The sequence below is a fragment of the Peribacillus sedimenti genome (assembly GCF_046237635.1).
GTDB classification, from domain to species: Bacteria; Bacillota; Bacilli; order Bacillales; family DSM-1321; genus Peribacillus; species Peribacillus sedimenti.
On the sequence record NZ_CP143547.1, the window covers coordinates 2,514,253 to 2,540,345 of the forward strand.

A 26,093-nucleotide genomic window follows, 5' to 3' on the forward strand; every position below is an offset into this window, starting at 1 on the left:
TGTGTTTGCCTGGTACGTAAGGGAAAGATAATATTTAGATTCTAACGCGTGTCTTTCATGCGCTTGGATCTAAAATGTGTAATCAAGGGGGCTATCATGACCACATACGAAGAAACGTGCTATTCCACTGTAAAAGACGCAATAGAATCGAGGCATAGTATCAGGAAATTTTCAGATAGTCCTATTCCACAGGAAACACTGAGGGAAATATTGGACCTGGTCCGGTTAAGTCCAAGTGCCTGGAACCTTCAGCCATGGCAATTCCATGTTGTTACAGATACGGATTTAAAAATGCGTCTTCAAGAGGCGGCATATGGCCAACAGCAGGTTACATCAGCAGCTGCTGTGATTATGGTTGCCAGTGATATGGAAAATATAAGTGCGAATCTAATGGCTACAGTACATCCCGGTCTTCCTCCCGAGCGTAAAGAAGAAGAAGTGGCTAATTTATCTGGATTCTTTAATAATATGTCAGTTGAGGAACGTGGCCAATGGGGCTTGACTCAGACCAATATTGCGCTCGGTTTTCTTCTTTTGGCCATACAGGGTGCAGGATTTGCAAGTGTTCCAATGCTAGGGTTCGATCAGGAAAAGGTCAAAGAAATATTGGGTTTGCCAAACCACATCAGGTTTGCTGCCATGGTGCCAATTGGTCTGGCAGCAGCAGAGGGCTACCCTCACCATCGTTTTGATTTAGATAAAATTGCAACATTTCATTAATAAAAAAAGGGAGATGTCAAATCTCCCTTCTTGTCGACTTATACAACCTGTTCACCTGCTACACCATTAATTGAGTATGTATAAATAAGATTGGAATTCAATGATTTGGAAACCGAGCAATATGTATCTTTGGACAATCGAATGGCGCGAACCACTTTGTCTTCCGGAAGATCACCCTCCATAATATAATGAATAGTAATATCTGTGAATCTTTTTGGATGCTCTTCTGCTCTTTTGCCTTGTACCTCAATTTCAAATGCCATTGGCTGAAGTCTCATTTTTCCCAGAATCATTACAATATCAATGGCAGTACAGCCCGCCACTGCGTTTAAAAGTAGCTCTGTTGGCCTTGCTCCGCTGTTTTGTCCTCCTATCTCCTCAGCTGCATCCATTTTCAGCAAATGACCGGAGGGTGTTTCGCTAGAAAATGCAAAATCCCCATTCCATGTTATTTTAGTTTCCATACTATTCAATCCTTTCTAAATTTATTCGCTCATTTATTATAATCGTTATTTGATCATTTGTACGATAAATTGCTCTCGGTCCATCTTCTGCTTGAACAACAAACAAAAAATGAACGAGTGAGACAAGGCTTTTAGCTGTGTTCATGCAAAAAGCAGCTTTTGTTTGCTGCTTTTTTTGTTTAGTATATAGACTCATTTATTCCTGAAAAAAAGCCTGTCTTATATTTTTGCCATAAAAAATTTCATCCATTTCAAGTGTTAATTTTTCGGTTATTTCCTGCACCTCATCAGAATGCAATTTTTCTTTCGTGTAACCAAATAAATAATTATTTAAATCAAAATCCTTCAGCTTGCATTTTGTATGGAAGATATTCTCTTGATAAACGTTAACATCAATCATGTCATACTGTTCTTTGATTGTATCCGGAATATAATTCTGAATGGAACTTATATCATGGTCGATAAATAATTTATGGCCGCTAATATCTCTCGTAAAGCCTCTGACGCGATAATCCATCGTCATGATATCTGTGTCAAAGGAGTGTATTAAATAATTCAATGCTTTTAATGGAGAAATTTCCCCGCATGTTGACACATCGATATCTGCGCGGAAAGTGCTGATTCCTTCATCCGGATGGAATTCCGGATAAGTGTGTACGGTGATATGGCTTTTATCCAACTGTAAGACAACATTGTCAGGCAGAGGCCCTGGAGATTCTTCATAAGATTCTGTAGGAACTTCAACCACCGGTCCTTCGGAAACAAGGACGGTCACACTTGCACCCTGTGGTACATAATCCTGTTTTGCGACATTTAGCACATGTGCACCGATAATGTCTGCCACATGCTTTAAAATTTTCGTAAGTCGATCTGCATTATATTGTTCATCAATGTACTCTAAGTATGCCTCGCGTTCTTCTTTTGTTCTTGTATAACAGATATCATACATATTAAAGCTTAAAGATTTTGTGAGATTATTAAAGCCATGTAATTCTATCCGCTGCTCCGGTGTAAGTTTCATATTCATTCCCCTTATTCATCATGCTGTTTTTGTTTATACAAAGTGTATTTGCCAATTGTGTTGATAATCGTGCGCTAAATATTGTTATGATACCCATTTTGACAAATAAAAAAACAGGCTTCGAATTTGGAAGCCTGTTAATAATTAGTTTCTAAATCACTTCATTAGTATTACAAATTGCTCATTAACCTTTTCAGGATTCTTTCATAATCATCACGGTCGATACCGGGGGCAAATTGTTCCGGCTTTTCCTCAAAATCAGGTACGGGAGCCCCTTCAGGGACCCCATCTATTACATGGAGAGGGTCTCCAGTTTCTGGATTCTGGCCTTTCCAAATCATGCTTATATCCCTATACTCCGGTTCTCCCCAAGTATATAAAACGTTATAAAGCCCTTGATCCATAAACGGCTTTGCAGCATCAAACTTGTAATTATCCAAATCAGGCACCGGAAGCATTTTGCTGACCTCCACCCCGGTTGCTACTTCAAGGGCCTTGGCATAGGCAATGATGTGAGTTCCGCCCCGCACCAGTAAAAATCCGCACAATTGTCTTGCTGTTGGGTTATCAGTCATTTCGTATATGCGCATTTTGTGCGTACGAGCGCCTATTTCCAATAAATAATTATGAAGCAAATCCGCAATCAGAACTCCTGTATTTGTTACATATTCACCGTTCCACGGCCTTCCCATCGAATCACCTGGATATGCTGTTTGGGCTTGCAAGGTATAATAAAGCGAATAGCGGGCATCCTTTCCCTGTTGCAATGGTGCCTGGTCCGGGTCCGCGGGGTACGTAACTCCATAATTCAAAAGATTTATGGTGTTCGCTACCAGCTCTACATGGCTGAATTCTTCAGCCGTAATGCTAGCAATCAAATCATAAAACGGTTTATATTTCTTCTTGCTGCGGAAATTAAACGATTGAAACATATAATTATTCAAGGTAGACATTTCACCGAATTTCCCACCCATTAAGTCCTGTACTGCTGACGCTGCATTGGGATCGCCATGTTCTGGCCGGGGCAGCTCTACCTGAATTCTATTAATCCGTTTCATCATAATATGATCCCTCCAAACATGAGCTTCAATCCTACTTCAATGCTTATGCCAGGGATATTTGCCTTATTCCATTATTAACGAGGGGTTTGGCACTACCCAAATAATTTCCTTTGTCCTGATATAAAAGTCATTTCCACCCATATGAACCACAATATGGTCCGGCATCACAAGCTTAAGTGTACCCCTGACGGAGAATTTCGTTGTTTGTACTGCCACTTGCGCACCTACTATGCCCGATAATGTCTGATAGACGTATGGGTCATCCAATTTCCATTCAATATCCGCCACTTATTTCACTCCTTTTACCATATTCAGAAAAATTTCATTACTCATTATCTTTTTTTGAAAGCAGTTATAAAACAGAACTATCTTAATCAAGTCTATTCCACTGCTGCTTTTCCCATAACTTGGCGCATGGATGAATTGTTTAATTCTTTTTTTGCATGGGGCAAGTACCCAAGAGGTGATTGGGTGGATTGCATAACATAAAGGGAATTATAAATAAAATGGAGGTATATCCACGATGGGTACAGAAATGCAGACATTGCCTGAAATATATCCTGCAGATGATTTTTCCAGTAACGACGTACGGAGAATAGGAAGGTTTGGATTTGGAGGCTTCGGTTTTGGGCGACCGTTCGGGTTTGGCAGACCATTTGGTTTCGGATTTGGCAGGCCATTTGGGTTTGGCAGACCATTTGGATTTGGTTTCGGAAGGCCATTTGGTTTCGGATTTGGGAGACCGTTTGGATTTGGCTTCGGGTACCCGTTCTTTGGTGGATTATTAGGCGGGTTACTGCTAGGCAGCGCGTTGGCATATCCTTATTATGGCTATGGTTATCCTTATTATGGCTATCCATACTACCCTTACCCTTATTATGGCTATCCGTACTATGGCTACCCGTACTATATCTAAATGTAAATATCTTTGATGTGATGGATAAGTTGTGCTACGGCCATTTGGTAAAAACACCAGATGGCCAAAAATGTGCAGTCCATAAATTTATCCAGTCTTATTCTCATTCCTTATGTTTGAACATATAGTGTTATACGCGAAGTGTAAGATCAGTAAGTTCTGAATTTCCTTGTTTGTTGGTGGAAAATTTGTATTCAGCACTTTTGAATCCGGAAATTAGGTGATAACCATAATTGAAAAATTGGTGGCAATCATTGTAGGAAGCTTTCTGCTGGCAATAGGTATTAATGGGTTTTTGGTTCCATATCATCTGATTGATGGTGGAATTATTGGCATTGCACTGATTCTCCACTATTTTTTTGATTATCAGACGGGTATTTGCATGTTTATCCTCTCTGTCCCTTTAGGTATTTACGCGTGGCTGTACGAACGGATATATGTTTATACCAGCGTTCCTGGACTTGTCTGCTCGTCACTTATGATTGATTTCCTTTCTCCATTGCAGTCGACTTTTGATGTACCAATTTACTTCAGTGTCCTGATGGGTGGTACATTAATTGGAATTGGAATTGGGTTGATGCTTCGGAATGAGACAAGCACAGGCGGTACCGAGCTACTGGCCAAATTTATTTCAAATGCAACTTCCATTAATATCGCGATAGTAATTTTTATAATAGATGGGATTATCGTTGGTGCTGGCTCTTTTACCTTGGGAGCACAGAGTTTTTTGTTTTCGTGTTTCACTATCCTCATCGTAGGAATCATAACATCACTGATGGAATTGCCAGCCGAACAACCAACATAGAAGAGGAGGTTCAGAAGTGTTTCTTCCATTTAAAACATTGCTGTCTATATTTTTGTTATTCGTTTCCCTTCGTTATCTCCACTATCAATATAACTACCGTTCTGCCCAGAAAACGGTTAAGTTTTATCTTTTGTTCCTCATTGGATCAATACCGCTAATCTATGTATTATATGTAGATTCATTTGGCTCAAATGCTGTGGGAAAAGTCCCCCAAGCCTATCATCGTCCCTTTTTTTATATTACTTGGCTGATTACTGCGGGTATATTGACAGCTGCAATGATTTTGAAAAGGAAAAACAAAAGGCAACGGTTTTAATAAGCAGTTACAAATATCCCATTAACAGACGCTGGATTGGGAAATGTATTTTTACCTTTTAAAAAGCACCGATGAATCTTCCGTTGACTATAAATGCTGTACCCGTAATAAAAGAAGCATGCTCTGATGCTAAAAATTGTACAGTGACTACTTCCTCCGGCTGTCCAAAACGCCCCGCCGGCAGCTGGCGGGGCGTTTTGGACAGCCTGACCTTCATCCATTCCAAATTCCTTGGATAATCCTATGCGAATCCCTGGATACTTCCATTAAGCAGTGCTTATCTTTCCTGGTGGTACTATATTCATTCGAATTCAACTTGGATCAACATTCATTAGGAACAGCTATGGATATAATGATTCATTGCAAGCTTTGAATACACTGTATTCAGCACGGCCTGTGTCTGGCCTGCCTCCCACCTTCAGAAGCTATGTTGGGCCATGATGCTGTTTGACCATAAGAGGTATGGCCAGCCCAGCTTGCTGTGCCATACTCATTACATTTTTTTTGAAGGGCTGCATCCAATCCTTGTCGCTTACTTCCCGAAAGCCATTTTATTCAGGTCTCCCAACATTCTTGATAAGTACTCGAATTTTCCAAAATGAGTTATTGCTTTTCGGTAAAATAGTGCGATTTTGCATTTCTTGATGAATCTACGAAAACGGGGTTTACCCTGTCTCAAAATCATATTTATCTATAGCACCTGCTTTTTTGCTGCCGCTTACAAACAAGCACCTTTTCAAGACCCTTGGTGATCGATAACCTACACCTGAACTTGTTCTTCTCCCCAAAGCCACCCAGTTCATGAATAAGAGTTATCTTCAAACAAGTCTCTGCCTGAGTTTTTATTCTACGGTTTGTGTGTCTATTACATGCCCTTTTGTTATTTCCTGTAATTTATCAAAGGTAATTGGTAAAGCGGAGTGTGATGTGCCCGCTGCTGTAAAAACAATGTCGAATCTTTTCATAGATTGATCAAGATAGATAGGAACATCCTTATTTAAAGCAAAAGGACATACCCCTCCTACTTGATATCCTGTAATTTCCTCTACCTCATCTGGACTTGCCAATTTGGGCTTCCCGGACCCGAGAAGCTGTTTGACTTTCTTCTGGTTAATCCTGATGTCTCCGGCTGTTACAAATAAACCATATGAATCCCCCGACTTAAAAAGAATGGACTTGGCTATTTGAGCACCTTGGACTCCCAAGGCTTTTGCAGCTTCTTCCACTGTATTGGTCTTCTCAACAAACTCAATAGGCTCCAGAGTCTCATCGAATGATTTTACATATTCCGTGACTTTTCGTATAGACATAATATACCCCGTGTTTTATGAAAAATTTTATCAGTTATGGAAAAAGAGTGTAAAGTATTTTCAGACTTTTTTCAAGTATGGCTATTTAGCGCCATTCTGTTAATTGCTCTCCACTTCGGTGGATTGGTCAGATGAAATCTCTATGTAATGTTTGCCCCATTCATACATCGCGTCAAGAATCGGCATCAGGCTTTCGCCATGGTTGGTAAGCGAATATTCTACCTTCGGAGGGACTACAGGATATACTTCCCTGTGAACAATAAGGTCGTCTTCGAGCTCACGGAGCTGATTCACAAGCATTCTTTGAGTGATGCCCGGCATGAGAGCCTTTAATTCCCCAAATCGCTTTGTCCCTTCCTTTCCTAGATGCCATAAAATGAGCATTTTCCATTTTCCTCCTATCACCGAAAGTGTTAACTCTTTCTCGCAGTTAAAAGTTTTCTCTAGTATTCGATTCATTTTCGTCACCTCAGGCTAGTCTTAAAGTCAGTATACTTTTTATCACTATGTAAAAAAAAAGTGCGTACTTTTGTTCGTGATTTGTACATAGTATACTGAACCATGTTTCAATGCAAGCAATAAGAGGTAATAAAAGACCGGCTGCAAGAAACAGTGTCACAGGGACATAATAAAGGAGATGGCGCGGCGGGAAAACGGCGCTCTCCCTGATTGTGATACTAAACTAACTTTAGAGGAGTGGTTCGGAAATGGAACTTCAATTAGCGTTAGACTTAGTAAACATTCCAGAAGCAATTGAGCTAGTAAAAGAGGTCGAGGACCATATCGATATCGTCGAAATTGGTACTCCCGTTGTCATCAATGAAGGATTACGTGCTGTAAAAGAAGTGAAGGAAGCTTTCCCTAACCTTAAGGTGCTTGCTGACTTAAAAATTATGGATGCAGCAGGCTACGAAGTAATGAAAGCTTCTGAAGCTGGTGCAGACATCGTCACGATTCTTGGAGCTGCTGAAGATGAATCAATCAAAGGTGCTGTCGACGAAGCGAAAAAACAGGGCAAAAAAATCCTTGTAGATATGATTGCTGTCAAAGATCTTCAAGGGCGTGCCAAGGAACTTGACGAGTTTGGCGTAGATTATATCTGTGTTCATACCGGGTATGATTTACAGGCTGTTGGCCAGAATTCTTTTGAAGACCTTCGTACAATCAAAAGTGTTGTAAAAAATGCAAAAACAGCCATTGCTGGTGGAATTAAGCTTGAAACACTATCTGAAGTAATCAAAGCTGAACCTGACTTGGTCATCGTCGGTGGAGGAATTACGGGCCAGGATGATAAAAAAGCTGCAGCAGCCAAAATGCAAGAAATGATTAAACAAGGTTAATAACCTATGCATACGACTGAATACTTTGAACAAATATTAGAGGAGCTGAGTCGTGCTGTCCCTTTCATCCTTCATGAAGAGGCTGAAAGGATGGTCAATGGCATTTTGGAAGCGAAGAAGGTATTCGTTGCAGGTGCTGGAAGGTCAGGTCTAATGGCCAAGTCATTTGCGATGAGGATGATGCATATGGGAATTGATTCATATGTCATTGGTGAAACGGTAACTCCAAACCTGGAATCGGGCGACATGCTCATTATCGCTTCGGGTTCAGGGGAAACCAAAAGCCTAACTCCCATGGTCGCAAAAGCTAAAGAACTCGGGGGATTGGTTTCACTAGTTACGATAAATCCGGAGTCTAGCATAGGCAAAATGGCAGATTTTTCAGTGAAACTGCCGGGTTCGCCTAAAGACCAATCCGAAGGCAATTATCACACGATACAGCCAATGGCTTCCCTTTTCGAACAGACTCTCTTGTTGTTCTTCGATTCTGTAATTCTTCGTTTCATGGAGAAAAAAGGGATGGATAATAACACCATGTTTGGAAGACATGCCAATCTTGAGTAGATATGCTATAGCCGCAAATGGTCATTTGCGGCTTTTTGGTAATTGAAATGCCAAAAAGTAATTTTACATAAACTTTGATTTATAATGACTCAAGCTTAGTAAAGGAAAAATGTACCGGTAACTATGATAATGGATATAGAAAAAAGACGACATACCCTGGCCTATCGGGTAATCATTTGTCCAGCTGTCTTCCTTTATATTTTCAATTAGGTATTTAATTCCTTTTTCAATTATTGGAGAGGTTTCATCAGAAATGGAAATCAGTGCATCCAATGCCCACGCAGTTTGTGTCAAGGTGCTTTTGTTTAACGGAATGTATTTCTCGTTTATATCGCTATAACAGGACTCCCCCCAACCTCCATCCTCTTTTTGGATATTTTTCAACCATCTTGCAGCTTTAACAATGGATGGATGGTCGCTTGCCAACCCTGCTGCATGTAAACCTGTCAATGCAGCCCATGTACCGTAGATATAGCAAATTCCCCATCTGCCGTACCACGATCCATCCTTTCTCTGTTCACCAAGAAGCTGCCTGACTGCTCTTTTGATTTTTTTGTCAGGCAGTTTTAGATTTGCGTATTTTCCAAGGAACTCCAATGTGCGTCCTGTCAGGTCGGGCGTCGAAGGATCAGTAAGAATATATTGCGGCCCTTCAATGGGAAGCAAATGTAGAATGCTCTTGTCTATGTTTCGTTCAAATGCTGGAAATCCTCCATCATCATTTTGCATAGAAATAGTGTAATTTAACCCTCTGGACCAGACCTCGTGAAGCTGGGGAACGTACGGTATATAACGGTGGATAGCACGTAAAGCTGCCGTGGTATCATCAACGTCGGGATTTATAGTATTTGTATCAGAGAATCCCCACCCTCCCGGCGTTGTGTGCGGGTTGTGGTAAATCCAATCCCCAAACTTATAATGCTGACGGGACAGCAGATATGAATTAGCTTTGTGGACTGTCTCATCTTCCAGGGGTATCCCTGCTTCCTGGAGAGTGTAGCTTATTAATCCGGTATTCCAGACATTGGCGGTGGTATATTGAATATGCTTTTTTTCTTTAATTTTTGTTTCCATTGCCATAATTCCTTCAACTGCTTTTGCAATCACTGGGTCCTTTTTTGAATAGCCTAATGATAACAATGCAAAAATCATATAAAAAGTAGAACTAAAGTAGCTGTACAAGGTCCCGTCTGCCTCAATCCTTCCCAGCATATATCTTTTTATCGCTTCGATAGCGAATGAATGTAAGTAAGAAGGCAAGCCAATTAGATTCTTAACATTTTGTAGGATTTTTGGGACTAATTTCTGCAATCTATCCGATCTTAATTCTTCCCAATCCTCTTCAATTCTTTGGCTTTTAGCCTTTAAGTCTTGGAGACTGGGTGTGTGTTGGTTTTTTACCATATATTTTTTATTTGCAAGCAACAATAATGGAATGAGATTCGACCTGCCGAATACAGACAAATCATATATGCTGACTAAGGAAGATGGCGGAAGAAGCACCACCTCGATAGGGATTGGGAAAAACGGTGGCCATTGGTACTGGCCAGTCAAAGCTAGCATAAATTTGGTATACATACTGGCTTTACTTAAGCCGCCCTTTGAAAGAATAAACCGGCGGGCTCGTTCCATGTGGGGGTCTTTTTTTGAGCGATATCCCGAAAAAAGCAGTGCATAATAGGACTCTATCGTTAAAGACAAATTTCCATCCTTTTCATCAGCAAAGAGCTTCCAAGCTCCGTTTTCTTCCTGTCTGCTCTCTAGTCTGTCAACTAAAGACCGGATTAAATCATCTCGCTCAATTTGCAGTATTTTCACGAGGATAATCGTATATGCATCTGTAATGACTCCCGTTTCAAACGGATAATCCCAGGAGCCATCAGGCTGCTGGTCCTTCTTGAGGATGTTTATCAAGCGAGCGATCTCTTCTTGTACAGCCTGCATCGGGCATTCACTTCCCTTAGAAATAATTACTTATTACATTCTATGGAAGCAGAATAGGGAATAATGACCATCTCTTTTTTAGAATTCAGAAAAGGCAGCCAAATTAGCTGCCTTTTCATATCCCTAAACCTGCTGAAAAAGGATTTGAATGTCAATAATCCATCCTTAATGCCTTCTGTGCGAGCAACACATCATTTTCTAACAAACGCGGCAGGTCATAAGCGGGATAAAGGCCTCTTTTATAGGTGTAATAAAAAGCCTGCCCATGCAGCTGTATCGCAGTTTGCAGATGTCTTGAAAGAACTGTCCTTACTTGTGGTGTAGCTGCCTCTGTCACAGCAGTCGCGTAATTCCGCACTGTCATTTTAGCGAGTCCGAGAAGATCGCTTGCATAAAAGCTATTATCAGCCCTAGCTTCCACTTCCCTGTACATTGGTGCTGCCGGGTAGAACTGAACAAGCTCCTGGATGTTTTTTTCTAATGCCTGGATTGCCATCGCATGAAGTGACCGAAGTTCCGGGTCAGTGATTTTGTGAATATGTTTTTTCAGCTTTATTAATCCTGTCGATTGAAAGGCTACCAGTTCATGAATTTCCAGTGTTTCGTGCCATGCTAACCTGTGCTCCCTCTGATCCATATAAACCAATGTATGGTACCTCCTGAAAGTTGAAATTCTTTATACTATATTCAGTCTTTGCCGGTTGGGTGCTGTCTAAGTTATATTAATCTCGGTAAAAGGCTGGTGTTGCTTCTAAGCGCGCATTGTAAGCACATAAAGAAGGAGCCAGAATATGATACTGGCTCCTCTGTTACAAAGTTTAAATCCCATACTGCCTGCATTTATCATACAATGTGGTCTTACTTACTTCTAATAATTTGGCAGCTTTTTGTTTGTTGCCTCCTGCTAAGTTCAATGCCTTTTTGATTGCCCGTTTCTCAGCAATTTCTGCATTTTCCTTTAATGAAAGGGAAGGACCGTCATCCAGGAAATCTTGTTCCGACAATTGGTTAGAAGCTGGACCGCCGTCCAATTCCTGGTCCCGCAGGTATAGCGGTAAATGCTTTGCCTCGATAATTCTTCCATCCAGTACGTTTATCGCACGCTCCAAAACGTTTTCCAGTTCTCTAATATTTCCGGGCCAGCTATAGTTTTTCAGTTTTTGGATTACATGACCGGACAGCAATATTCCTTCTCGATGAAACTTTTTTTCGAGCTTCCTTATAAGGCTGGACGCAATGAGTACAATATCTTCTCCCCTTTCCCTTAATGGCGGGATGTCCAGCTTGATTACATTTAATCGGTAATACAAATCCTGGCGGAACCTGCCTTCAGATACCATTTTTTCAAGGTCCCGGTTGGTAGCTGCAATAATTCTGACGTCGACTGAAATAGTCTTTTGTCCTCCTACCTTCTGTATTTCCTTTTCCTGGAGCACACGCAAGAGTTTGCTCTGCATGGATAACGGCATATCTCCTATTTCATCCAAAAAAATGGTGCCATAATGTGCAGTTTCAAATTTGCCTTTTTTGCCGCCTCGTTTAGCTCCTGTAAAGGCTCCTTCCTCATATCCGAATAATTCAGACTCAAGCAAATGCTCGGGAATGGATGCACAATTGATCGGAACGAATGGAAAAATGGAACGCGAGCTTTTACCATGAATGGAGTGTGCAAAAAGCTCCTTCCCTGTTCCGGACTCCCCGTTTATCAATACTGCCGATTGGCTTCCGGATACCCTTTCAGCCAATTTTTTCAAAGCTGTAAACTCCGGACTGATTCCGATTAAATCATCAAATTTATATTTGCTTCTCAGTTCTTTTTCATATTTTGTTTTATAATATTTCAGCTCGTCAAGCAAGGATTGGATCTTGCTGGAATATGCCCACCACTCCTGGGGATTGCCAAACATAACAGTGCCCACCGCACCGACCAGATCACCACCTACAAACAATGGATGCCGGTTTGCAATCATTTCACTGCCATTGATAGATTGGACTGCAGCTAGTTCAGGCTGGCCAGTTTTTGCCACGATATGCATCCTGGAATTTTCAATTACGTCCTGGACCGGTTTATTGATAGCGTTTTCAATTGTAGTGCCAATAAAATCACAATATGCATCATTGATGTATTTGATAATGCCATCTTGATCGACAACAACAATACGCTCTGCTGCCAGATTGATAATTTCACCCAGCCATTCAAATGGAAGCTGACAAAATCCAGGATTCATATTCCTTCTCTCCTATAAATCTATTTTGCTATTAATTATAACAAATATGGGTGGAAGGTTTGCAATCATAAATAAAAGAATGAAAGCTGCTATTGAGCTGTATAGCCTCCGTCAAGAACCACTGCCTGCCCGGTGATCCCCCTAGCTTTGTCACTTGCTAGAAATACAGCATAATCTGCAATCTCCGAAACCGCAAGTAGCCTTTTTTGAGGGACAAGCGGGAATATTACTTCTTCCATTACTGAATCCAAAGAAACATCTCTGGTCTTTGCAAGATCCTTCAACTGATTCTGCACAAGGGGAGTATCGACATAACCAGGACAAATTGCATTTACAGTTATTCCATGAGCGGCCCCTTCAAGGGCTGCTACCTTTGTAAGCCCGATGACACCGTGTTTTGCACTGTTATATGCTGCTTTTCCGGCAAATCCTATCAGTCCATTAATGGAAGCCATATTGATAATCCGACCGAACCCCTGTCGCTTCATGAACGGGAACACATGCTTTATACCGATAAAAGGAGCTGTCAGCATAATCTTGATCATCTTTTCGAATCGTTCGGTAGGGAAATCCTCTATTGGTGAAACATATTGCAATCCAGCATTATTCACCAGGATATCAATACTTCCATAAGTCTTTACGACCTTCTCAATCGCATCGGTAAATGCCGATTCATTTGAAACATCGCAAGGAGCTGACATAGCTTCGAACCCCTCTTGTTTAAGCTGATATACTGCCTCTTCACCTTTTTCAATATCCCGGTCAGAGATTACTACTTTAGCTCCTTCCGCGGCGAAGCTTTTCGCGATTTCAAGTCCGATCCCGCTTGCCGCCCCTGTAATAAATGCTATCTTTCCTTCCAGCAAACTGCCCATATAAATGCCCCCTATATTTTCATCTTGAAGAATTAATAGATACCAAAGGCTGAATAAATGGCAATAATAAAGAATACAGCCAATGTTTTAATAACTGTTACAGCAAAAATATCCTTATACGACTGTTTGTGGGTTAGTCCGGTTACAGCAAGAAGCGTAATGACAGCTCCGTTATGCGGCAGTGTATCCATACCGCCTGATGCCATAGAGATGACCCGGTGCATTACTTCTGGAGGTATATGGGCTGCAGCAATTGCTTTGTTGTAAGTCTCTGCCATGGCGGAAAGTGCAATTCCCATCCCGCCTGATGCTGAACCTGTAATACCTGCTAAGGTTGTTGTAGTTACAGCTCCATTGACCAGCGGGTTTGTAAAAGTGTTTGCTATGCCATCCCGAATTAGAGCAAATCCTGGAAGAGCGGCAATTACACCGCCAAACCCATATTCAGCAGCCGTATTCATTGTGGCGAGCAAGGACCCCCCTATGCTTGCATTAATACCTTCTTTAAATTTAGATGTAACTCGTTTCCAGTCATATAAGATAGTGGCAACAATACCGACAATAAGTGCCATTTCTACCGCCCATATAGCTGAAACAGCTGCTATATCCACAACCCCAAACGCGTTTAACCCAATTGCGTTAAAGTCAAAACCATTTGGATACCACTTTGGAATATAGGTAACAAATAATTTATTCATGACACCTACCAGGATAAGCGGTACAAATGCAAGTACCTGCCTTGCCGGAAAAGTGCTGGAATTAAAATCAGGAACCGTTTCCTCTGCATCCATCTTTCTGGCAGTAGTATCAATAGAAGCTGCAGTTTCACCGTTGTCAAAGCCATAGTAGCCTTCGCCAGCTTTTTCTGCTTTTTTTCGGCGTGATTCTAAATATAGTAAACCAACAGCCAAGACGAATAATCCGCCTAGCAAGCCTAAAATTGGAGCTGCATAAATATCTGTTTTAAAGAATGTGGTCGGAATTACATTTTGTATTTGCGGAGTACCAGGGAAAGCATCCATTGTAAAGGTGAAAGCACCAAGTGCAATCGTACCGGGAATCAATCGTTTTGGGATGTTGGCTTCACGGAATAAATGGGCTGCAAATGGATAAATCGCGAATACCGCAACGAATAAGCTTACTCCGCTGTAAGTCAAGATAGCTCCAAGCAAAACTATTGCGAGAATAGCCCTCTTGGCGCCAATGAATTTTACGATTGTTTTAGCAATAGACTCTGCAAGCCCTGACATTTCTACAACCTTGCCAAATATTGCTCCCAATAAAAAGACTGCGAAATATGATTTGATAAAGCCGACCATCTTTTCCATGAATATATTAGAAAAGAAAGGCAATACGTAGGAAGGCTCGGTCAATAGAACAGCCAGCAGGGCACAGATTGGTGCAAATAAAATGACTGAAAAGCCGCGATATGCTACAAACATCAATAGCCCTAAAGACAGTAAAATAATAATTAAATCCATATACATCCTCCTTCATTTGGTATGGCGTTAAGAAAGCGTTTACAAAATTTCACCTCCGAAAAAAATATTCAATTAATATATAGGCAAGTTTCATGCCAAATTGAATTTAAATAAAAATATTTAATAGAACTATCTTTGAATTGTGAATTTACTGTGACAAAGAGAGTTGTATATTTTTGTATAGTAGATGTGAATCTTTTGTAATTCCGCCATTTCGGAAAATATCTGGTAAATTTTCCGGATATCCGGAATTTTTCCGAATTATCGGAATAAAAAAAGACAGCACTTGCTGTCTTGAGCATATAAATAATCATTAGTTCTAAGATTTAATTTAGTCCTAGGTTTTTTCGAAGGCAACGCGACAGGTTTTTGGAGTCGGTTTCCTAGACAAAAGAGGACTCCGCCTAAACCAATTAATGTGATTCTTCAAACATCAAGCCCCCCTGCATTTTTGAGGACTCGGATGCCGGTTTCGTCAGATTTTTAAAGTTTTTGAATTTGATTTATTTCCCCCACTTTTTAATTAATTCGTCAATTTCCTGTTTATGGCTAATACCCTCCTTTGATGGCGTCTCCAATATAAATGGTTTATCCTGAAGAATTTCTGAATGGAGTAACCGTTCAAATTGATCCTCTGTAATATGGCCTCCTTTAAAGATGTTGGCATGGCGATCTTTACCCTGGCCAGAAGGATATTTTGAATTATTAAAATGAATGGCATATAAATGGCTAAAATAACCTAATTTCATACCCTGTTCTTCCAGTGCAGCCCAGTTTTCACCATCCCACAGACCGCTTGCAAAGGCATGGCAAGTATCAAGGCAGAATCCTATTTTCTCTGGAAATTGGCAAAGGTTTCGTACTTGAACCAGTTCTTCGAGAGTTGTGCCAATATGCCCAGGAACACCTGCATTGTTTTCGAGCAAGATTTTGCACGCACCGTCCCAGCGTGCCAGTACAGCATTTAACATCTCAATCATTAGGCGGTAACTGGCCAATGGATCGGTGGTGCTGACCTGGCTGCCAAAGTGGACCACTATCCCTGCTGAGCCGCAACTTTCGGCAATTTCTAAATCATTACTTAATGAGGCAATGACAGCCTCCTTTTTATCGTCGGCCGGTGTAATATTCGTAGGGTATGGCGTATGTGCAACTGTTATAATTTTATGCTGGAGGCAGAACTCCCTGCATGCTCTTGCATCGTCGAGATCATATTCCTTAACCGAAAGACTCCTGGGGTTTTTTGGGAAGTATTGAAAAGCCGAAGCTTTAATGGAAAACGCATGCCTTGCTGCTCCTAAATATCCGTTTTTGATACTGACATGACACCCAAATTTCATATCTATCATCCGTTCCGTAGTTCATGGTTCACGTAAATCGAGGACAAGCTTTACCGTTGGCAGCCGTTGCAAAAAAACACTTTGCGCGATGATAATTTTTTCAATATGATGTTAGAACCACATCTCTCACACGGTTCACCCTCTCTATCATATACCTTGCATAAGTCATCGTACTTGCCAGTCTTACTATCACCCTTAAATAACGGATTTTCCATATAGCCTCCTATATTAGCTGAATCGGATAAAATAAACCTAATGGAATGATACAACTGGCTGACTTCAGTATCAGAAAGACTGTTTATGCTTCTTGCAGGAAGGATTCTAGCATGATAGCTTATTTCGTCCGCATAACAATTTCCAATCCCAGCTATGAAATGTTGATCAACAAGCGAAGTTTTGATTATCCCTCTCTTCCGTTTTACCAGCCCCCTAAAGACTTCCTCGGTAAAGCTGTTGTCCAATGGCTCAGGCCCAAGGTCTGAAAGCTTTGATTGGAGGCTTAAAGAATCATGAATATCTAAATAACCCAGTCTTAAACCGATGAAGTACAGCGATTGATGGCCAAAATCAAGTTGTACCTGTACAGTCCGGTCCGGCTTGTCCTGGTCCGTGCCAAAATATATCCACCCTCCCAACATTAAGTGCAAAAGCAGGGCATTGCCATTTTGTAAATGAAAAATTAAATGCTTTGCCCTCCTGCTTATATCGGTGATCATTTGTTGCTCGACCATTCCCTTGAAGCTAATGGGAGGAACATTTATTGATTTTTCACGATTTATCTGTACACCAGTAATAGTCCTGCTCACAATCAAATCTGTAAGCAGGTTTTTGTAATTCTCCATCTCAGGAAGCTCTGGCATAGCTATCCCTCCCGCAGAAGATTTTAATGATTAGCATATCCAAACATGAACGGATTACTACCCTTCGCCTATTGACAGGCCCGCTTTAAGTAAGCGGCACTATACGTTAAAAATTCAGCAAAAGCACGAACTCCCTTTAGGGATAAAAGGATGCTGAAATCAGTGGATATTGCCGCGGTAAGATTGTTAATAAACTCGGGTCAACAGATATCAAAAAACAGTGCTGTATTTCACTCAGCACTGTTTTAGTTTTTTTATTTAATTGGCTGCTCCGGGACAAACAATTTTTCTTCTCCTTCTTCAAACTCCAAATCCTCAATGGAAACAGCCCTGGTATGCTTTGTATGACTCCACTCTCTTTGATTTTTTTTGAAGAAACCAAGGATCGTTACAGGAATCCACGAAATCCCAAATACATATGAAATGACAAACCAATGCAGTTTCCTTCCCCTTTGTTCAAGAATCATGGCAATGACCGGTAAAGAAACATAACACAAAATAAACAACATATAGATCCATGCGTCCAATAAAAGGGAACGGTTAATCATATCTCCTAGAAACCCATTCACATCGTAAACTCCGGTATAGGATAATAAGGAGAAAATTAACAAAATTCCTGCCAAGATTGACCTCGAAGGCATAACCAAATAAATTGCGGAATCGATGAACATCCCTTTTCGCTGTTTTATCCCCTCTTTTAACAAAGGGAGGGCGTACCTTGTCATGCAGTCAAAATGTCCCTGCATCCACCGGATTCGCTGGCGGAAAGATTGCATGAAGCCCAATGGCTTCTCATCATATAATTTCGCGTCATGAGCCCAGGCAACCCGCTTTCCTGTCTTCAAAATATAACGCTGGGTAAATTCCAGGTCTTCGGTAAGGGATGTTGCTCCCCAGCCTATTTCTTTTAATACTTTGGTGGTGACGGTCACACCCGTTCCGCCTAATTGCGCCGTTAAACCCAAATGTTCACGTACCAGCTGGTAAATTCTATTGGTCGACCAATAGGCAAAGGAGTAAGATTTAGTCACCCAGGTATCATCAGGATTCTTGGAATCCAAATATCCCTGTACCACTTCGTGTCCTTCCATTAGCTTGGTATTGACGATTCTTAAAAAATCCTTGCTAACTAAATTGTCCGCATCAAACATCACTACTGCATCGTAAACGGTTCCTTCTTCCTCAAGCTCCCACAGCCTCTCAAACATCCATTCCAGGGCAAATCCCTTGCCCTTCCTGGTAACATCGTTTCTTTCCCTTGCAATCGTATCGGCCTTACGTACTGCATCGGCGGTCGAGTCACTGCAATTATCGCAAATGACATATACCTCAAAAAGATCCTTAGGATAATCAAGATCCTTGAGATTTTTACAAATTTGTCCGATTACTTCCTCTTCATTATGAGCCGCCACTAAAATGGCAAATTTGTTTGCGGGATCTTTCACAATCGTCCTTTGGAATTTCCTCAATCCGGAATAGCTAATAATAGTCTGATATCCTACGAAAAAAAGTGCTACACCCTGTACAGCCAGAAGAAATATATATATTCCCACCTCAAATGCGTCCTTCCATCCCTGTGTCAATATCCCTAAGGCAAACGTTACAATAACAGACAGAAAAAGCAATAAACGGAACATCAGACCCACCCTCAAATATTAGTATAGAAATTAGTTCTAATATTTCCGAAAAAACAATGGTGAATACCTGAATAATTCCTCTACTGTATAAAAACGGATGTATACTCGATCACTTTTGCAGGGTTTGGAGCCGAAGTATATAGGAATACTGATTAGAGCATAAGATATCAGTCTTTATCTACCTTTTATTCAAAAAATTGTTGAGGTGCTTGTCATGAAAAAGAAAATTCCTTCAATAGCCGTTTTAACCCTCTTGTCGATATTCGTTAAAACGGTCTGGGTTAAATATATGATTATGGATCATATCTCCATCGGGGGGGTGTTAACAGAGAGTTCATTTATAATATTGTTATGTTTTTTCATAGCCCTGATGTCCTTTAAGTTCTCTTTTATGTCCTTTCTTTTGTTAAATTTCATATATTCACTGCTCTCAATAATCGCTATCATGTATTTCGACTATTATAACGCTATCATTACATATACAGCTTTGGCAGAAATGGACCAGGTGGGAACAATTAAGGACAGTATCTCTGCGTTATTTAAAGGAACTTATTTATGGTTTTTTTCTGATTTGATACTTCTGGCATTTTGGAAGAAATACCAGGGATTTTTCTTGAAGTTTGAATTCCGATTAAGTCGCGAGCGATCATTATGGATATTAAGTTTACCTTTATTATTTGTGGTGTCCGGCATAGCACGTTCTTCCAATACAATAAGTGAAATCAACAAATATGACCATTTAGGCTTTGCGGGTTATCAGCTAATACATGCAGCGAGTTCGGCCAGCCGCATGCTCCAGGATGGAGCAGTGATCAATGCCCAAGAGATACATAGAAAACAAGGTGCTTTACTGAATAAAGACAGGAAACTAAAAGGCATAGCTAATGATAAGAATATCATTATAGTACAATTGGAATCAGTACAAAATTTCTTAATAAAAGGAAAGGTGAGAAATGAAGAAATAACTCCAAATCTTAATCGCTTTTTACAGGAAGCTATGTATTTCCCAAGGATTTTCACTCAGGTTGGCAAAGGAAATACCTCTGATGCAGAATTTATTGTGAACACATCCATTTATCCACTGGGGGATATAGCAATGTCCACGGCTGCAAAAGCTGATTATATCCCGAGTCTTCCAAGAGTCCTGAAGAAAGCCGGATACCATAGTGCCACGTTTCATACCAACAACGTATCTTTTTGGAATCGAAAAGAACTATATTCTTCTGTTGGCTTTGAAGAGTATTTTGATAAAGCTTATTTTGGCAAACAAGACCCTATATCCTATGGACCATCTGATGAAGTACTCTACAGAAAAACCGTGGATAAATTATCGCAGTATCGGAATTCTGGACAAAAATTTTATGCTCATGTTATAGCAATGTCCAGCCACTTTCCATACCATCTTCCAGATTCAAAAAAGATACACACTATTGACCTGCCTGAGCGTTACAGAGATTCATTTGTTGGTAACTACATTCAGGCTGTTAGTTATGCAGATTACGCATTTGGATTGTTTCTGGACCATTTAAAAGAAGCCGGACTATATGATAACACTTTAATTGTTGTGTATGGAGATCACCAAGGAGTTCAAATGAAAGACCAGCGAGATCAAGATCTTGTTCAGGAGGTGCTGGGTAAGGATTATCATTCTGTTTTGGATCATCTTAATGTTCCTCTGATGATGAAAGTCCCGGGCGTAACTGGAGGAGAACAGGTGGATATGGTTGGGGGGCTGATTGATATATATCCAACAATCGCAAATTTAATGAACTTAAAAACCGAAAAGGAAGTAATATTCGGCACGGACTTAATCAATTCTCATGACAATTTAGTTGGAATACGTTTTTATGCGCCCACCGGGACATTTATAAACAAGTCCTATAGTTTCACACCAGGAACGAAAAAGAATGAGGGGATTATGACATTTATAAACGGAAGAAAGACGAGGCAGGCAAACCAACATTCTTTAAAAGAGTTGGATTATCTCCTAAAGAAGCTCGAAATGTCGGACAATTACGTAAGGTCGCTTAACTAGCTAGCGCTCTGGCATGCATGGGCTTTTGTGTTAAGAACATAGAAATACCGCCGGATGATCATTCTGTACCGGCGGTAAGTGCTGTTTAGGCTTTTAGGTCATTTCCTTCTGAAGCTATATGATACAATAAATGTCCAAGGTGCTGAATAGGACTGTACTCGTCGCCCTCTTCTGTTTCTGACTCATCCTGGAAGTATACATCCTGCATAAATAGAGCCATAAATTCATAGAAATCCTTTAATTCAAAGGAATAACACGCTGTTGCGTCTTCATTATCGCCTTCATATTGCAGGACTAAATAAGATATAACTCCATCCTCGTCCTCTGCATCAAGAAAGATAAAAAAGCCAATATTAGTATCCAATTCGAATAAGCGCCTTGTCCCTCCGCTCGCAGCTTTGTTAAATTCCTCTTCGTTTAGTTTCTGGACCTGCATCGTATCGACATTGTCTTCCTGGTGAAAACTTACAATAAAAGAATTCATGTGTTTACCTCCTGGTCATTGACTGGAATGTTTTCTCCTTTTTACTATTCCCTATTCATCCATTAGGAAATCAGCCCAAATCCAATTCGAGAAGTACCGGACAATGGTCACTGCCCATAATGTCACAGTGAATTTGGGCGTCGGCAATTGACTGTGCAAGTTTTTCTGATGCAATAAAATAATCGATACGCCATCCAATGTTCCGTTCCCGGACCTTTGCCATGTAAGACCACCATGTATATACTCCCTCTTGGGTTGGATATAAATAACGGTAAGTGTCGATAAATCCCGACTCTAGCAATGTCGACATCTTTTGACGTTCCTCAGGAGTAAACCCAGAATTTTTCATATTCGATTTTGGATTCTTTAGGTCTATTTCATTATGAGCAACATTCAGGTCACCACAATAAATAACCGGCTTTTCAGCATCAAGTTCGACGAGATGTTCTCTAATTTCTTCTTCCCAGCTTAATCGGTATTCAAGCCTGGATAAATCTCTTTTAGAGTTAGGGGTATACACGTTAACCAGATAAAATTTCTCGTATTCAAGGGTGATGATCCTTCCTTCTGCTTCATCATTTTCCCTGCCAACCCCATAGCTGACAGACAAGGGCTCTTCTTTTGAAAAAACTGCAGTTCCGGAATACCCTTTTCGTTGTGCATAATTCCAGTATTGATGATATCCTTCTAAATCTAAATCAATCTGGCCAGCCTGTAATTTGGATTCCTGAATGCAGAAAATATCAGCGTCCACTTCCTTGAAGTAGTCTAAAAATCCTTTTCCCACACAAGCTCTAAGGCCATTTACATTCCAAGAAACCAACCTCATGTAGTTTGTATTCTCCTTGCTTCCTTTTTATATTCGACACTTAAACTCTATTAATATACCATTAAGGCAGCATTCTTGCACATGAAAGGGTCAGACAAGGAAGAAAAATTCAATGTTCTAAAAAATCTTGAATCAAAGAAAGACGAAAAACAGGTAAAATACTTTGTGCCCGCATGCTTTAAATATTTTTGGTTACTTTTGCACAGCTGTTTTAGTTTTAGGCTGGTGAATGGCCTGTGAGACAAGTGCCTCCACTGCCTCCATCAGACTTTCGTTAATGGTGGGATGAGGGTAGATGGGGAATTTCAGATCTTCCTCCCTTCCCGCCATCTCCATTGCTAATATCCCAGTGCTTATAAGTTCTATCGCATTCCGTCCATAAAGGTGGATGCCAAGAATGAGATCGGTATGTTTGTCAGAAATAACTTTAAAAATGCCATCTTTTTGTCCTGTCAATGAAGCATAGCCATTTGAACCTATATTTAGGCCGCCTGTTTTGATTTCATATCCTGCCGATTTGGCTTTATCCTCTGTTAATCCAGCGTATGCTATGGGCGGGATAGAGTGGATTACAATAGGCAACAATGCACCACTATACTCCGCGGCTATTCCGCAAATGGACTCGGCGGCAACTTTTCCTTGCCTTATAGCTTTGGCAGCAAGTTGAGGCGTACCTGTAACATCTCCTACTGCCCATACATTTTCTAAAGATGTCTTGCACTGGCTGTTAACCTTTATATATCCATCCCCATCGAGTGTAATTCCCAATCTGTCGACACCAATATTTGTTAAATTGGGCTCGCTGACTGACTGACAAAATATATATGAAGCTTCCAGTGTAATCCTGTTGTCATTCTTTGAATGGAACAGAGCAGATATGACTTGCCCTTTTTTTATAACATCATGCAAATTCATATTTTTATAGATTTTTATATTCTGTTTCTTTAACTGGCGGAATAGTTCTTTGTTAATGGAAATATCCAATCCTGGAAACTCTTCTTTATCGATGACAAGATGGACCTCGGACCCAAGCGCCTTAAAGCTGAATGCGGCCTCAATCGAAATATAGTCTGAACCATGAATAATAAGAGAATCCGGAATGTCTTCCAGTTCATATAGCGCAGCTGCATCCAAAACAAGACTCCTATCTACATGTACCTTGGGTTTTAGAGAACCTCCGGTCGCTATAATGGCAGAGTTAAAGGTATATACCGCACAATCATCTCCATCTTCTACTCCAATCCGGCCATTTGCAAGAAATGAAGCCGTCCCTTTGAGTATTTCAATTTTGTTTTGTCTGCACAGGGCTTTTATCCCTTTGTGGAGATTATCAATCACGGTATATTTATATAAATTTGCCTTTTTATAATCAAAGCCAATATCGCCAAGTTCAAATCCAAATACAGAGGCTTGTTTATAGTCTTGAAGCTTGGCAGAGATATATGAAACAATCTTTGATGGGATACAACCCCTGTTCAAACATATTCCCCCAAGTTCTTCCTTCTCAATAATGGTGACTTCTTTACCGAGCTGGGCTGCACGAATGGCAGCGGTATATCCTCCGGGGCCCCCCCCTATTATAATTAAATCCCTTTCAAGGGCTATTTCTCCGACCACCATTAAACCAGCTCCAATAACAATAAAGTAGGATTCTCAATGAGGGACTTAAAACGGTTGGTAAAGGCCACGGCTGTACCTCCATCTGCGACACGATGATCAAATGACATCGAAATATTCATTAAAGATCGAATGGCAATTTCCCCTTTATACACAGCGGGCTTTTCCTTAGTTGCATGAAAAGCCATCAAGCCAGTTTCAGGATAATTAATAATTGGAGTTGCCCCCGTACTGCCTAAAGGACCTACATTACTGATTGTAAAAGTGCTGCCCGTTATATCTTTGGTTCCTAAATTATTTTCCTGCGCCTTTTTGGTAAGCTTTCTAACTTCATTATGGATTTCCCCTATAGTTTTCGACTCTGCATTGCGTAACACTGGTACAATTAAACCCTCCTGAGTATCTGTTGCCAAGCCGATATGGATATTCCTATACAAATGGACGGTTTCATTTGTCTCATCTAGTCGGGCGTTAAAGATCGGGTAATCATGGAGAGCGATTGTTAAAGCTTTTACGAAAAATGCAGGAACAGAAATTTCTCTCTCCAAGTGTTTGAAATTATTTTTTATAGACAATAGGTTGGTCATATCGATTTCTTCGAAGTGGGTTACATGGGGAATAGTGAACATTGACTGTACCATTTTTTTAGCAATTTGCTTGCGGCGGCCATTAAAGGGAATGGTATTTATTTGATGTAAAGGTCCTACTTGTTGTACCACTGTTGGGGATTCATTATGAGTTGCATTTTGAATCTGCTCGACTGTAATAGGCAAAGATTTCTGTTGCTCTATATAACGGTATACATCTTCATCCAATATCCGTCCCGCAGGTCCGGTACCTTTTACAAGTTCAATGTTAATTCCATTTTCTCTAGCTATTTTTCTCGTGTACGGTGCAGCAAGAATACGGAAGGTTTCAGAGGAGGTTTGTTCCAAATTCTCTTTTTGGAGTCCATTTTTGAAATCTGAATTATTAGTGGTAACAACATCACTGTTTTCAATGACTAAAAGTGTGGTTCCGACTGTGACGGTGGAGCCACAATCTATTAATATATCCCTCACTACTCCTTTTCCAGGTGAAGGAAGTTCGGCCGTCATTTTGTCTGTCCGAATTTCTACCAGCGGTTGATCAACCAGGACCTGATCCCCTTTTTTTACAAAATAATTCAGAATTTCCGCCTCTGTCATTCCTTCCCCGATATCATGGAGTTTCACTTCCAACACTTTTTCACCAGCTTTCCAGCCCATAATCAGCTATGGACAAAAGTTAAAAATGCAGAACTTTCTCAATTGCTTTTTTAATTCGGTTTACACTAGGCAAGTAATGATCTTCAAGTGCATACATGGGAACAGGAACGTCAAACCCGGTTACTCTTTCGATTGGTGCCTTTAAATAAAGAAAAGAAGTATCGTTAATAATAGATAATACGTCATTGCCGACTCCTCCTGTTGCATGTGCTTCCTGTACAATGACGGCCCTGCCTGTCTTTTGCACAGATTCTGAAATAGCATCTTTATCTAGCGGATATAATGTACGGAGATCAATGACCTCGCAGCTGATTCCTGCTGTACTAATTTCGTCGGCAGCCTTCATGGATAAAGGTAGCATGGCACCCCAGGCAAATAAGCTGATATCGGTCCCCTCCCTGGAAACTTTAGCCTTGCCTATTTCAATAATGTACTTTTGAACAGGGACGGCGGCACGCCCGGAACGGTACAGGCGAAGCGGTTCTAAGAATAGTACAGGGTCGGGATCTTCAATGCTTGCAATTAACAAGCCTTTTGCATCGAATGGATTGGAAGGGCAGACAACTTTTATCCCCGGCATATGAGTGAATAGGGCTTCCACACTGTCGGAGTGTATTTCGGGGGCTCTTATTCCGGCACCATATGGCGCCCGTATTACCAATGGGACAGAAAACTTTCCCATCGTGCGCATCCTTATGCGCGTGGCGTGCGTTATAATTTGTTCGAATGCGGGATAAATAAATCCCAGGAACTGTATTTCCGCAATAGGAAGCATTCCATTTATTGCCATCCCTATTGAAACTCCGACAATTCCAGCTTCGCTTAAAGGTGTGTCTATGACACGGTCTTCTCCAAACTCCTCCAGCAATCCCTCAGTGGCCCTGAAAACACCTCCGTTAACTCCAATATCCTCTCCAAGAATAATTATGTTATGTTTCTCCCTAAGCATGGTTCTCAGTCCGTCTGTGACCGCTTGGACCATCGTCAATTTGACTTTTT

General features: G+C 40.7%; 27 protein-coding genes. 7 read left to right on the forward strand and 20 right to left on the reverse strand.

Features of this window, described 5'->3' with window-relative positions:
- The first annotated feature begins 96 nt into the window (after positions 1–96).
- Positions 97–720, forward strand: coding sequence for a nitroreductase family protein (locus tag V1500_RS12460; RefSeq protein ID WP_409305828.1), 624 nt, complete (start codon positions 97–99; stop codon positions 718–720).
- Between the two features lie 38 nt (positions 721–758).
- Here V1500_RS12460 and V1500_RS12465 read toward each other — a convergent pair whose 3' ends face one another.
- The 4 genes from V1500_RS12465 to V1500_RS12480 form a co-directional block, all read right to left on the reverse strand.
- Positions 759–1,184: an OsmC family protein gene (locus V1500_RS12465; protein WP_409305829.1), complete on the reverse strand. Its 426-nt coding sequence runs from the start codon at positions 1,182–1,184 to the stop codon at positions 759–761.
- Between the two features lie 196 nt (positions 1,185–1,380).
- Positions 1,381–2,205: an adenosylmethionine decarboxylase gene (gene speD / locus V1500_RS12470; RefSeq protein WP_409305830.1), complete on the reverse strand. Its 825-nt coding sequence runs from the start codon at positions 2,203–2,205 to the stop codon at positions 1,381–1,383.
- A 170-nt stretch (positions 2,206–2,375) separates the two neighbouring features.
- A complete protein-coding gene (locus V1500_RS12475) occupies positions 2,376–3,266 on the reverse strand; it encodes a manganese catalase family protein (protein ID WP_409305831.1) in 891 nt (296 codons plus the stop codon).
- A gap of 63 nt (positions 3,267–3,329) precedes the next feature.
- Positions 3,330–3,554, reverse strand: coding sequence for a YuzF family protein (locus tag V1500_RS12480; protein WP_409305832.1), 225 nt, complete (start codon positions 3,552–3,554; stop codon positions 3,330–3,332).
- A 235-nt stretch (positions 3,555–3,789) separates the two neighbouring features.
- On the opposite strand from V1500_RS12480, the gene V1500_RS12485 reads away from it, so the two are divergent.
- The 3 genes from V1500_RS12485 to V1500_RS12495 all read left to right on the forward strand — a co-directional run bounded on the left by V1500_RS12485 (position 3,790) and on the right by V1500_RS12495 (position 5,303).
- Positions 3,790–4,182, forward strand: coding sequence for a hypothetical protein (locus tag V1500_RS12485; protein WP_409305833.1), 393 nt, complete (start codon positions 3,790–3,792; stop codon positions 4,180–4,182).
- A 220-nt stretch (positions 4,183–4,402) separates the two neighbouring features.
- On the forward strand, positions 4,403–4,987 hold the full coding sequence (locus V1500_RS12490; protein WP_409305834.1) for a YitT family protein: 585 nt from the start codon (positions 4,403–4,405) through the stop codon (positions 4,985–4,987).
- Positions 4,988–5,003: 16 nt separating this feature from the next.
- Positions 5,004–5,303 carry a hypothetical protein gene (locus V1500_RS12495; RefSeq protein ID WP_409305835.1) on the forward strand — a complete coding sequence of 100 codons (300 nt, stop codon included), beginning with the start codon at positions 5,004–5,006 and terminating at the stop codon, positions 5,301–5,303.
- A gap of 58 nt (positions 5,304–5,361) precedes the next feature.
- Here V1500_RS12495 and V1500_RS12500 read toward each other — a convergent pair whose 3' ends face one another.
- The 3 genes from V1500_RS12500 to V1500_RS12510 form a co-directional block, all read right to left on the reverse strand.
- Positions 5,362–5,529 (reverse strand): hypothetical protein, encoded by a 168-nt coding sequence (locus V1500_RS12500; protein WP_409305836.1) that lies wholly within the window; start codon positions 5,527–5,529, stop codon positions 5,362–5,364.
- Between the two features lie 616 nt (positions 5,530–6,145).
- Positions 6,146–6,613 (reverse strand): YbaK/EbsC family protein, encoded by a 468-nt coding sequence (locus tag V1500_RS12505; RefSeq protein WP_409305837.1) that lies wholly within the window; start codon positions 6,611–6,613, stop codon positions 6,146–6,148.
- Between the two features lie 99 nt (positions 6,614–6,712).
- Positions 6,713–7,072, reverse strand: coding sequence for a winged helix-turn-helix transcriptional regulator (locus V1500_RS12510; RefSeq protein ID WP_409305838.1), 360 nt, complete (start codon positions 7,070–7,072; stop codon positions 6,713–6,715).
- Between the two features lie 248 nt (positions 7,073–7,320).
- On the opposite strand from V1500_RS12510, the gene hxlA reads away from it, so the two are divergent.
- Positions 7,321–7,953, forward strand: coding sequence for a 3-hexulose-6-phosphate synthase (gene hxlA, locus V1500_RS12515; protein WP_409305839.1), 633 nt, complete (start codon positions 7,321–7,323; stop codon positions 7,951–7,953).
- A 6-nt stretch (positions 7,954–7,959) separates the two neighbouring features.
- A complete protein-coding gene (gene hxlB, locus V1500_RS12520) occupies positions 7,960–8,517 on the forward strand; it encodes a 6-phospho-3-hexuloisomerase (RefSeq protein ID WP_409305840.1) in 558 nt (185 codons plus the stop codon).
- A gap of 63 nt (positions 8,518–8,580) precedes the next feature.
- Here the strand turns inward: hxlB and shc are convergent, their stop codons facing one another.
- The 8 genes from shc to V1500_RS12560 all read right to left on the reverse strand — a co-directional run bounded on the left by shc (position 8,581) and on the right by V1500_RS12560 (position 18,882).
- Positions 8,581–10,461: a squalene--hopene cyclase gene (gene shc, locus V1500_RS12525; RefSeq protein WP_409305841.1), complete on the reverse strand. Its 1,881-nt coding sequence runs from the start codon at positions 10,459–10,461 to the stop codon at positions 8,581–8,583.
- A 151-nt stretch (positions 10,462–10,612) separates the two neighbouring features.
- Positions 10,613–11,098 carry a spore coat protein gene (locus V1500_RS12530; RefSeq protein ID WP_409305972.1) on the reverse strand — a complete coding sequence of 162 codons (486 nt, stop codon included), beginning with the start codon at positions 11,096–11,098 and terminating at the stop codon, positions 10,613–10,615.
- Between the two features lie 181 nt (positions 11,099–11,279).
- Positions 11,280–12,689, reverse strand: coding sequence for a sigma-54 interaction domain-containing protein (locus V1500_RS12535; RefSeq protein WP_409305842.1), 1,410 nt, complete (start codon positions 12,687–12,689; stop codon positions 11,280–11,282).
- Positions 12,690–12,778: 89 nt separating this feature from the next.
- Entirely contained in the window at positions 12,779–13,555 is a 777-nt protein-coding gene (locus V1500_RS12540) for a 3-hydroxybutyrate dehydrogenase (RefSeq protein WP_409305973.1), read from the reverse strand.
- Between the two features lie 41 nt (positions 13,556–13,596).
- Complete coding sequence (locus tag V1500_RS12545; RefSeq protein ID WP_409305843.1) at positions 13,597–15,045, reverse strand: GntP family permease; 1,449 nt, start codon at positions 15,043–15,045, stop codon at positions 13,597–13,599.
- A 503-nt stretch (positions 15,046–15,548) separates the two neighbouring features.
- Positions 15,549–16,385, reverse strand: coding sequence for a deoxyribonuclease IV (locus tag V1500_RS12550; protein ID WP_409305844.1), 837 nt, complete (start codon positions 16,383–16,385; stop codon positions 15,549–15,551).
- Between the two features lie 50 nt (positions 16,386–16,435).
- Positions 16,436–17,245, reverse strand: coding sequence for an Fpg/Nei family DNA glycosylase (locus V1500_RS12555; RefSeq protein WP_409305845.1), 810 nt, complete (start codon positions 17,243–17,245; stop codon positions 16,436–16,438).
- A gap of 254 nt (positions 17,246–17,499) precedes the next feature.
- Complete coding sequence (locus V1500_RS12560) at positions 17,500–18,882, reverse strand: glycosyltransferase family 2 protein (RefSeq protein ID WP_409305846.1); 1,383 nt, start codon at positions 18,880–18,882, stop codon at positions 17,500–17,502.
- A 214-nt stretch (positions 18,883–19,096) separates the two neighbouring features.
- Here V1500_RS12560 and V1500_RS12565 point away from each other — a divergent pair, with 214 nt between their 5' ends.
- The gene (locus V1500_RS12565; protein ID WP_409305847.1) at positions 19,097–20,917 is read left to right on the forward strand and encodes an LTA synthase family protein; all 1,821 of its coding nucleotides are present in this window, start codon (positions 19,097–19,099) and stop codon (positions 20,915–20,917) included.
- An 85-nt stretch (positions 20,918–21,002) separates the two neighbouring features.
- Here the strand turns inward: V1500_RS12565 and V1500_RS12570 are convergent, their stop codons facing one another.
- From V1500_RS12570 to V1500_RS12590, 5 genes are all read right to left on the reverse strand, one after another.
- On the reverse strand, positions 21,003–21,401 hold the full coding sequence (locus tag V1500_RS12570) for a cytosolic protein (protein WP_409305848.1): 399 nt from the start codon (positions 21,399–21,401) through the stop codon (positions 21,003–21,005).
- Between the two features lie 70 nt (positions 21,402–21,471).
- Positions 21,472–22,230 (reverse strand): exodeoxyribonuclease III, encoded by a 759-nt coding sequence (locus V1500_RS12575; protein ID WP_409305849.1) that lies wholly within the window; start codon positions 22,228–22,230, stop codon positions 21,472–21,474.
- 192 nt (positions 22,231–22,422) lie between these two features.
- On the reverse strand, positions 22,423–23,850 hold the full coding sequence (locus V1500_RS12580) for a dihydrolipoyl dehydrogenase family protein (protein ID WP_409305850.1): 1,428 nt from the start codon (positions 23,848–23,850) through the stop codon (positions 22,423–22,425).
- Complete coding sequence (locus V1500_RS12585; protein WP_409305851.1) at positions 23,850–25,067, reverse strand: dihydrolipoamide acetyltransferase family protein; 1,218 nt, start codon at positions 25,065–25,067, stop codon at positions 23,850–23,852. Before V1500_RS12585 ends, V1500_RS12580 begins: the two co-directional genes overlap by 1 nt.
- A gap of 46 nt (positions 25,068–25,113) precedes the next feature.
- Positions 25,114–26,076 (reverse strand): alpha-ketoacid dehydrogenase subunit beta, encoded by a 963-nt coding sequence (locus V1500_RS12590; RefSeq protein ID WP_409305974.1) that lies wholly within the window; start codon positions 26,074–26,076, stop codon positions 25,114–25,116.
- Between the last annotated feature and the right edge of the window lie 17 nt (positions 26,077–26,093).

Excerpts from the sequence above, each read along its gene's own strand:
- V1500_RS12460 (WP_409305828.1), top strand. The coding sequence starts at position 97 with ATGACCACATACGAAGAAACGTGCTATTCCACTGTAAAAGACGCAATA.
- V1500_RS12465 (WP_409305829.1), bottom strand. The coding sequence starts at position 1,184 with ATGGAAACTAAAATAACATGGAATGGGGATTTTGCATTTTCTAGCGAA.
- speD (WP_409305830.1), bottom strand. The coding sequence starts at position 2,205 with ATGAAACTTACACCGGAGCAGCGGATAGAATTACATGGCTTTAATAAT.
- V1500_RS12475 (WP_409305831.1), bottom strand. The coding sequence starts at position 3,266 with ATGATGAAACGGATTAATAGAATTCAGGTAGAGCTGCCCCGGCCAGAA.
- V1500_RS12485 (WP_409305833.1), top strand. The coding sequence starts at position 3,790 with ATGGGTACAGAAATGCAGACATTGCCTGAAATATATCCTGCAGATGAT.
- V1500_RS12505 (WP_409305837.1), bottom strand. The coding sequence starts at position 6,613 with ATGTCTATACGAAAAGTCACGGAATATGTAAAATCATTCGATGAGACT.
- V1500_RS12510 (WP_409305838.1), bottom strand. The coding sequence starts at position 7,072 with ATGAATCGAATACTAGAGAAAACTTTTAACTGCGAGAAAGAGTTAACA.
- hxlA (WP_409305839.1), top strand. The coding sequence starts at position 7,321 with ATGGAACTTCAATTAGCGTTAGACTTAGTAAACATTCCAGAAGCAATT.
- hxlB (WP_409305840.1), top strand. The coding sequence starts at position 7,960 with ATGCATACGACTGAATACTTTGAACAAATATTAGAGGAGCTGAGTCGT.
- shc (WP_409305841.1), bottom strand. The coding sequence starts at position 10,461 with ATGCAGGCTGTACAAGAAGAGATCGCTCGCTTGATAAACATCCTCAAG.
- V1500_RS12530 (WP_409305972.1), bottom strand. The coding sequence starts at position 11,098 with ATGGATCAGAGGGAGCACAGGTTAGCATGGCACGAAACACTGGAAATT.
- V1500_RS12535 (WP_409305842.1), bottom strand. The coding sequence starts at position 12,689 with ATGAATCCTGGATTTTGTCAGCTTCCATTTGAATGGCTGGGTGAAATT.
- V1500_RS12545 (WP_409305843.1), bottom strand. The coding sequence starts at position 15,045 with ATGGATTTAATTATTATTTTACTGTCTTTAGGGCTATTGATGTTTGTA.
- V1500_RS12550 (WP_409305844.1), bottom strand. The coding sequence starts at position 16,385 with ATGAAATTTGGGTGTCATGTCAGTATCAAAAACGGATATTTAGGAGCA.
- V1500_RS12555 (WP_409305845.1), bottom strand. The coding sequence starts at position 17,245 with ATGCCAGAGCTTCCTGAGATGGAGAATTACAAAAACCTGCTTACAGAT.
- V1500_RS12560 (WP_409305846.1), bottom strand. The coding sequence starts at position 18,882 with ATGTTCCGTTTATTGCTTTTTCTGTCTGTTATTGTAACGTTTGCCTTA.
- V1500_RS12565 (WP_409305847.1), top strand. The coding sequence starts at position 19,097 with ATGAAAAAGAAAATTCCTTCAATAGCCGTTTTAACCCTCTTGTCGATA.
- V1500_RS12570 (WP_409305848.1), bottom strand. The coding sequence starts at position 21,401 with ATGAATTCTTTTATTGTAAGTTTTCACCAGGAAGACAATGTCGATACG.
- V1500_RS12575 (WP_409305849.1), bottom strand. The coding sequence starts at position 22,230 with ATGAGGTTGGTTTCTTGGAATGTAAATGGCCTTAGAGCTTGTGTGGGA.
- V1500_RS12580 (WP_409305850.1), bottom strand. The coding sequence starts at position 23,850 with ATGGTGGTCGGAGAAATAGCCCTTGAAAGGGATTTAATTATAATAGGG.
- V1500_RS12590 (WP_409305974.1), bottom strand. The coding sequence starts at position 26,076 with ATGGTCCAAGCGGTCACAGACGGACTGAGAACCATGCTTAGGGAGAAA.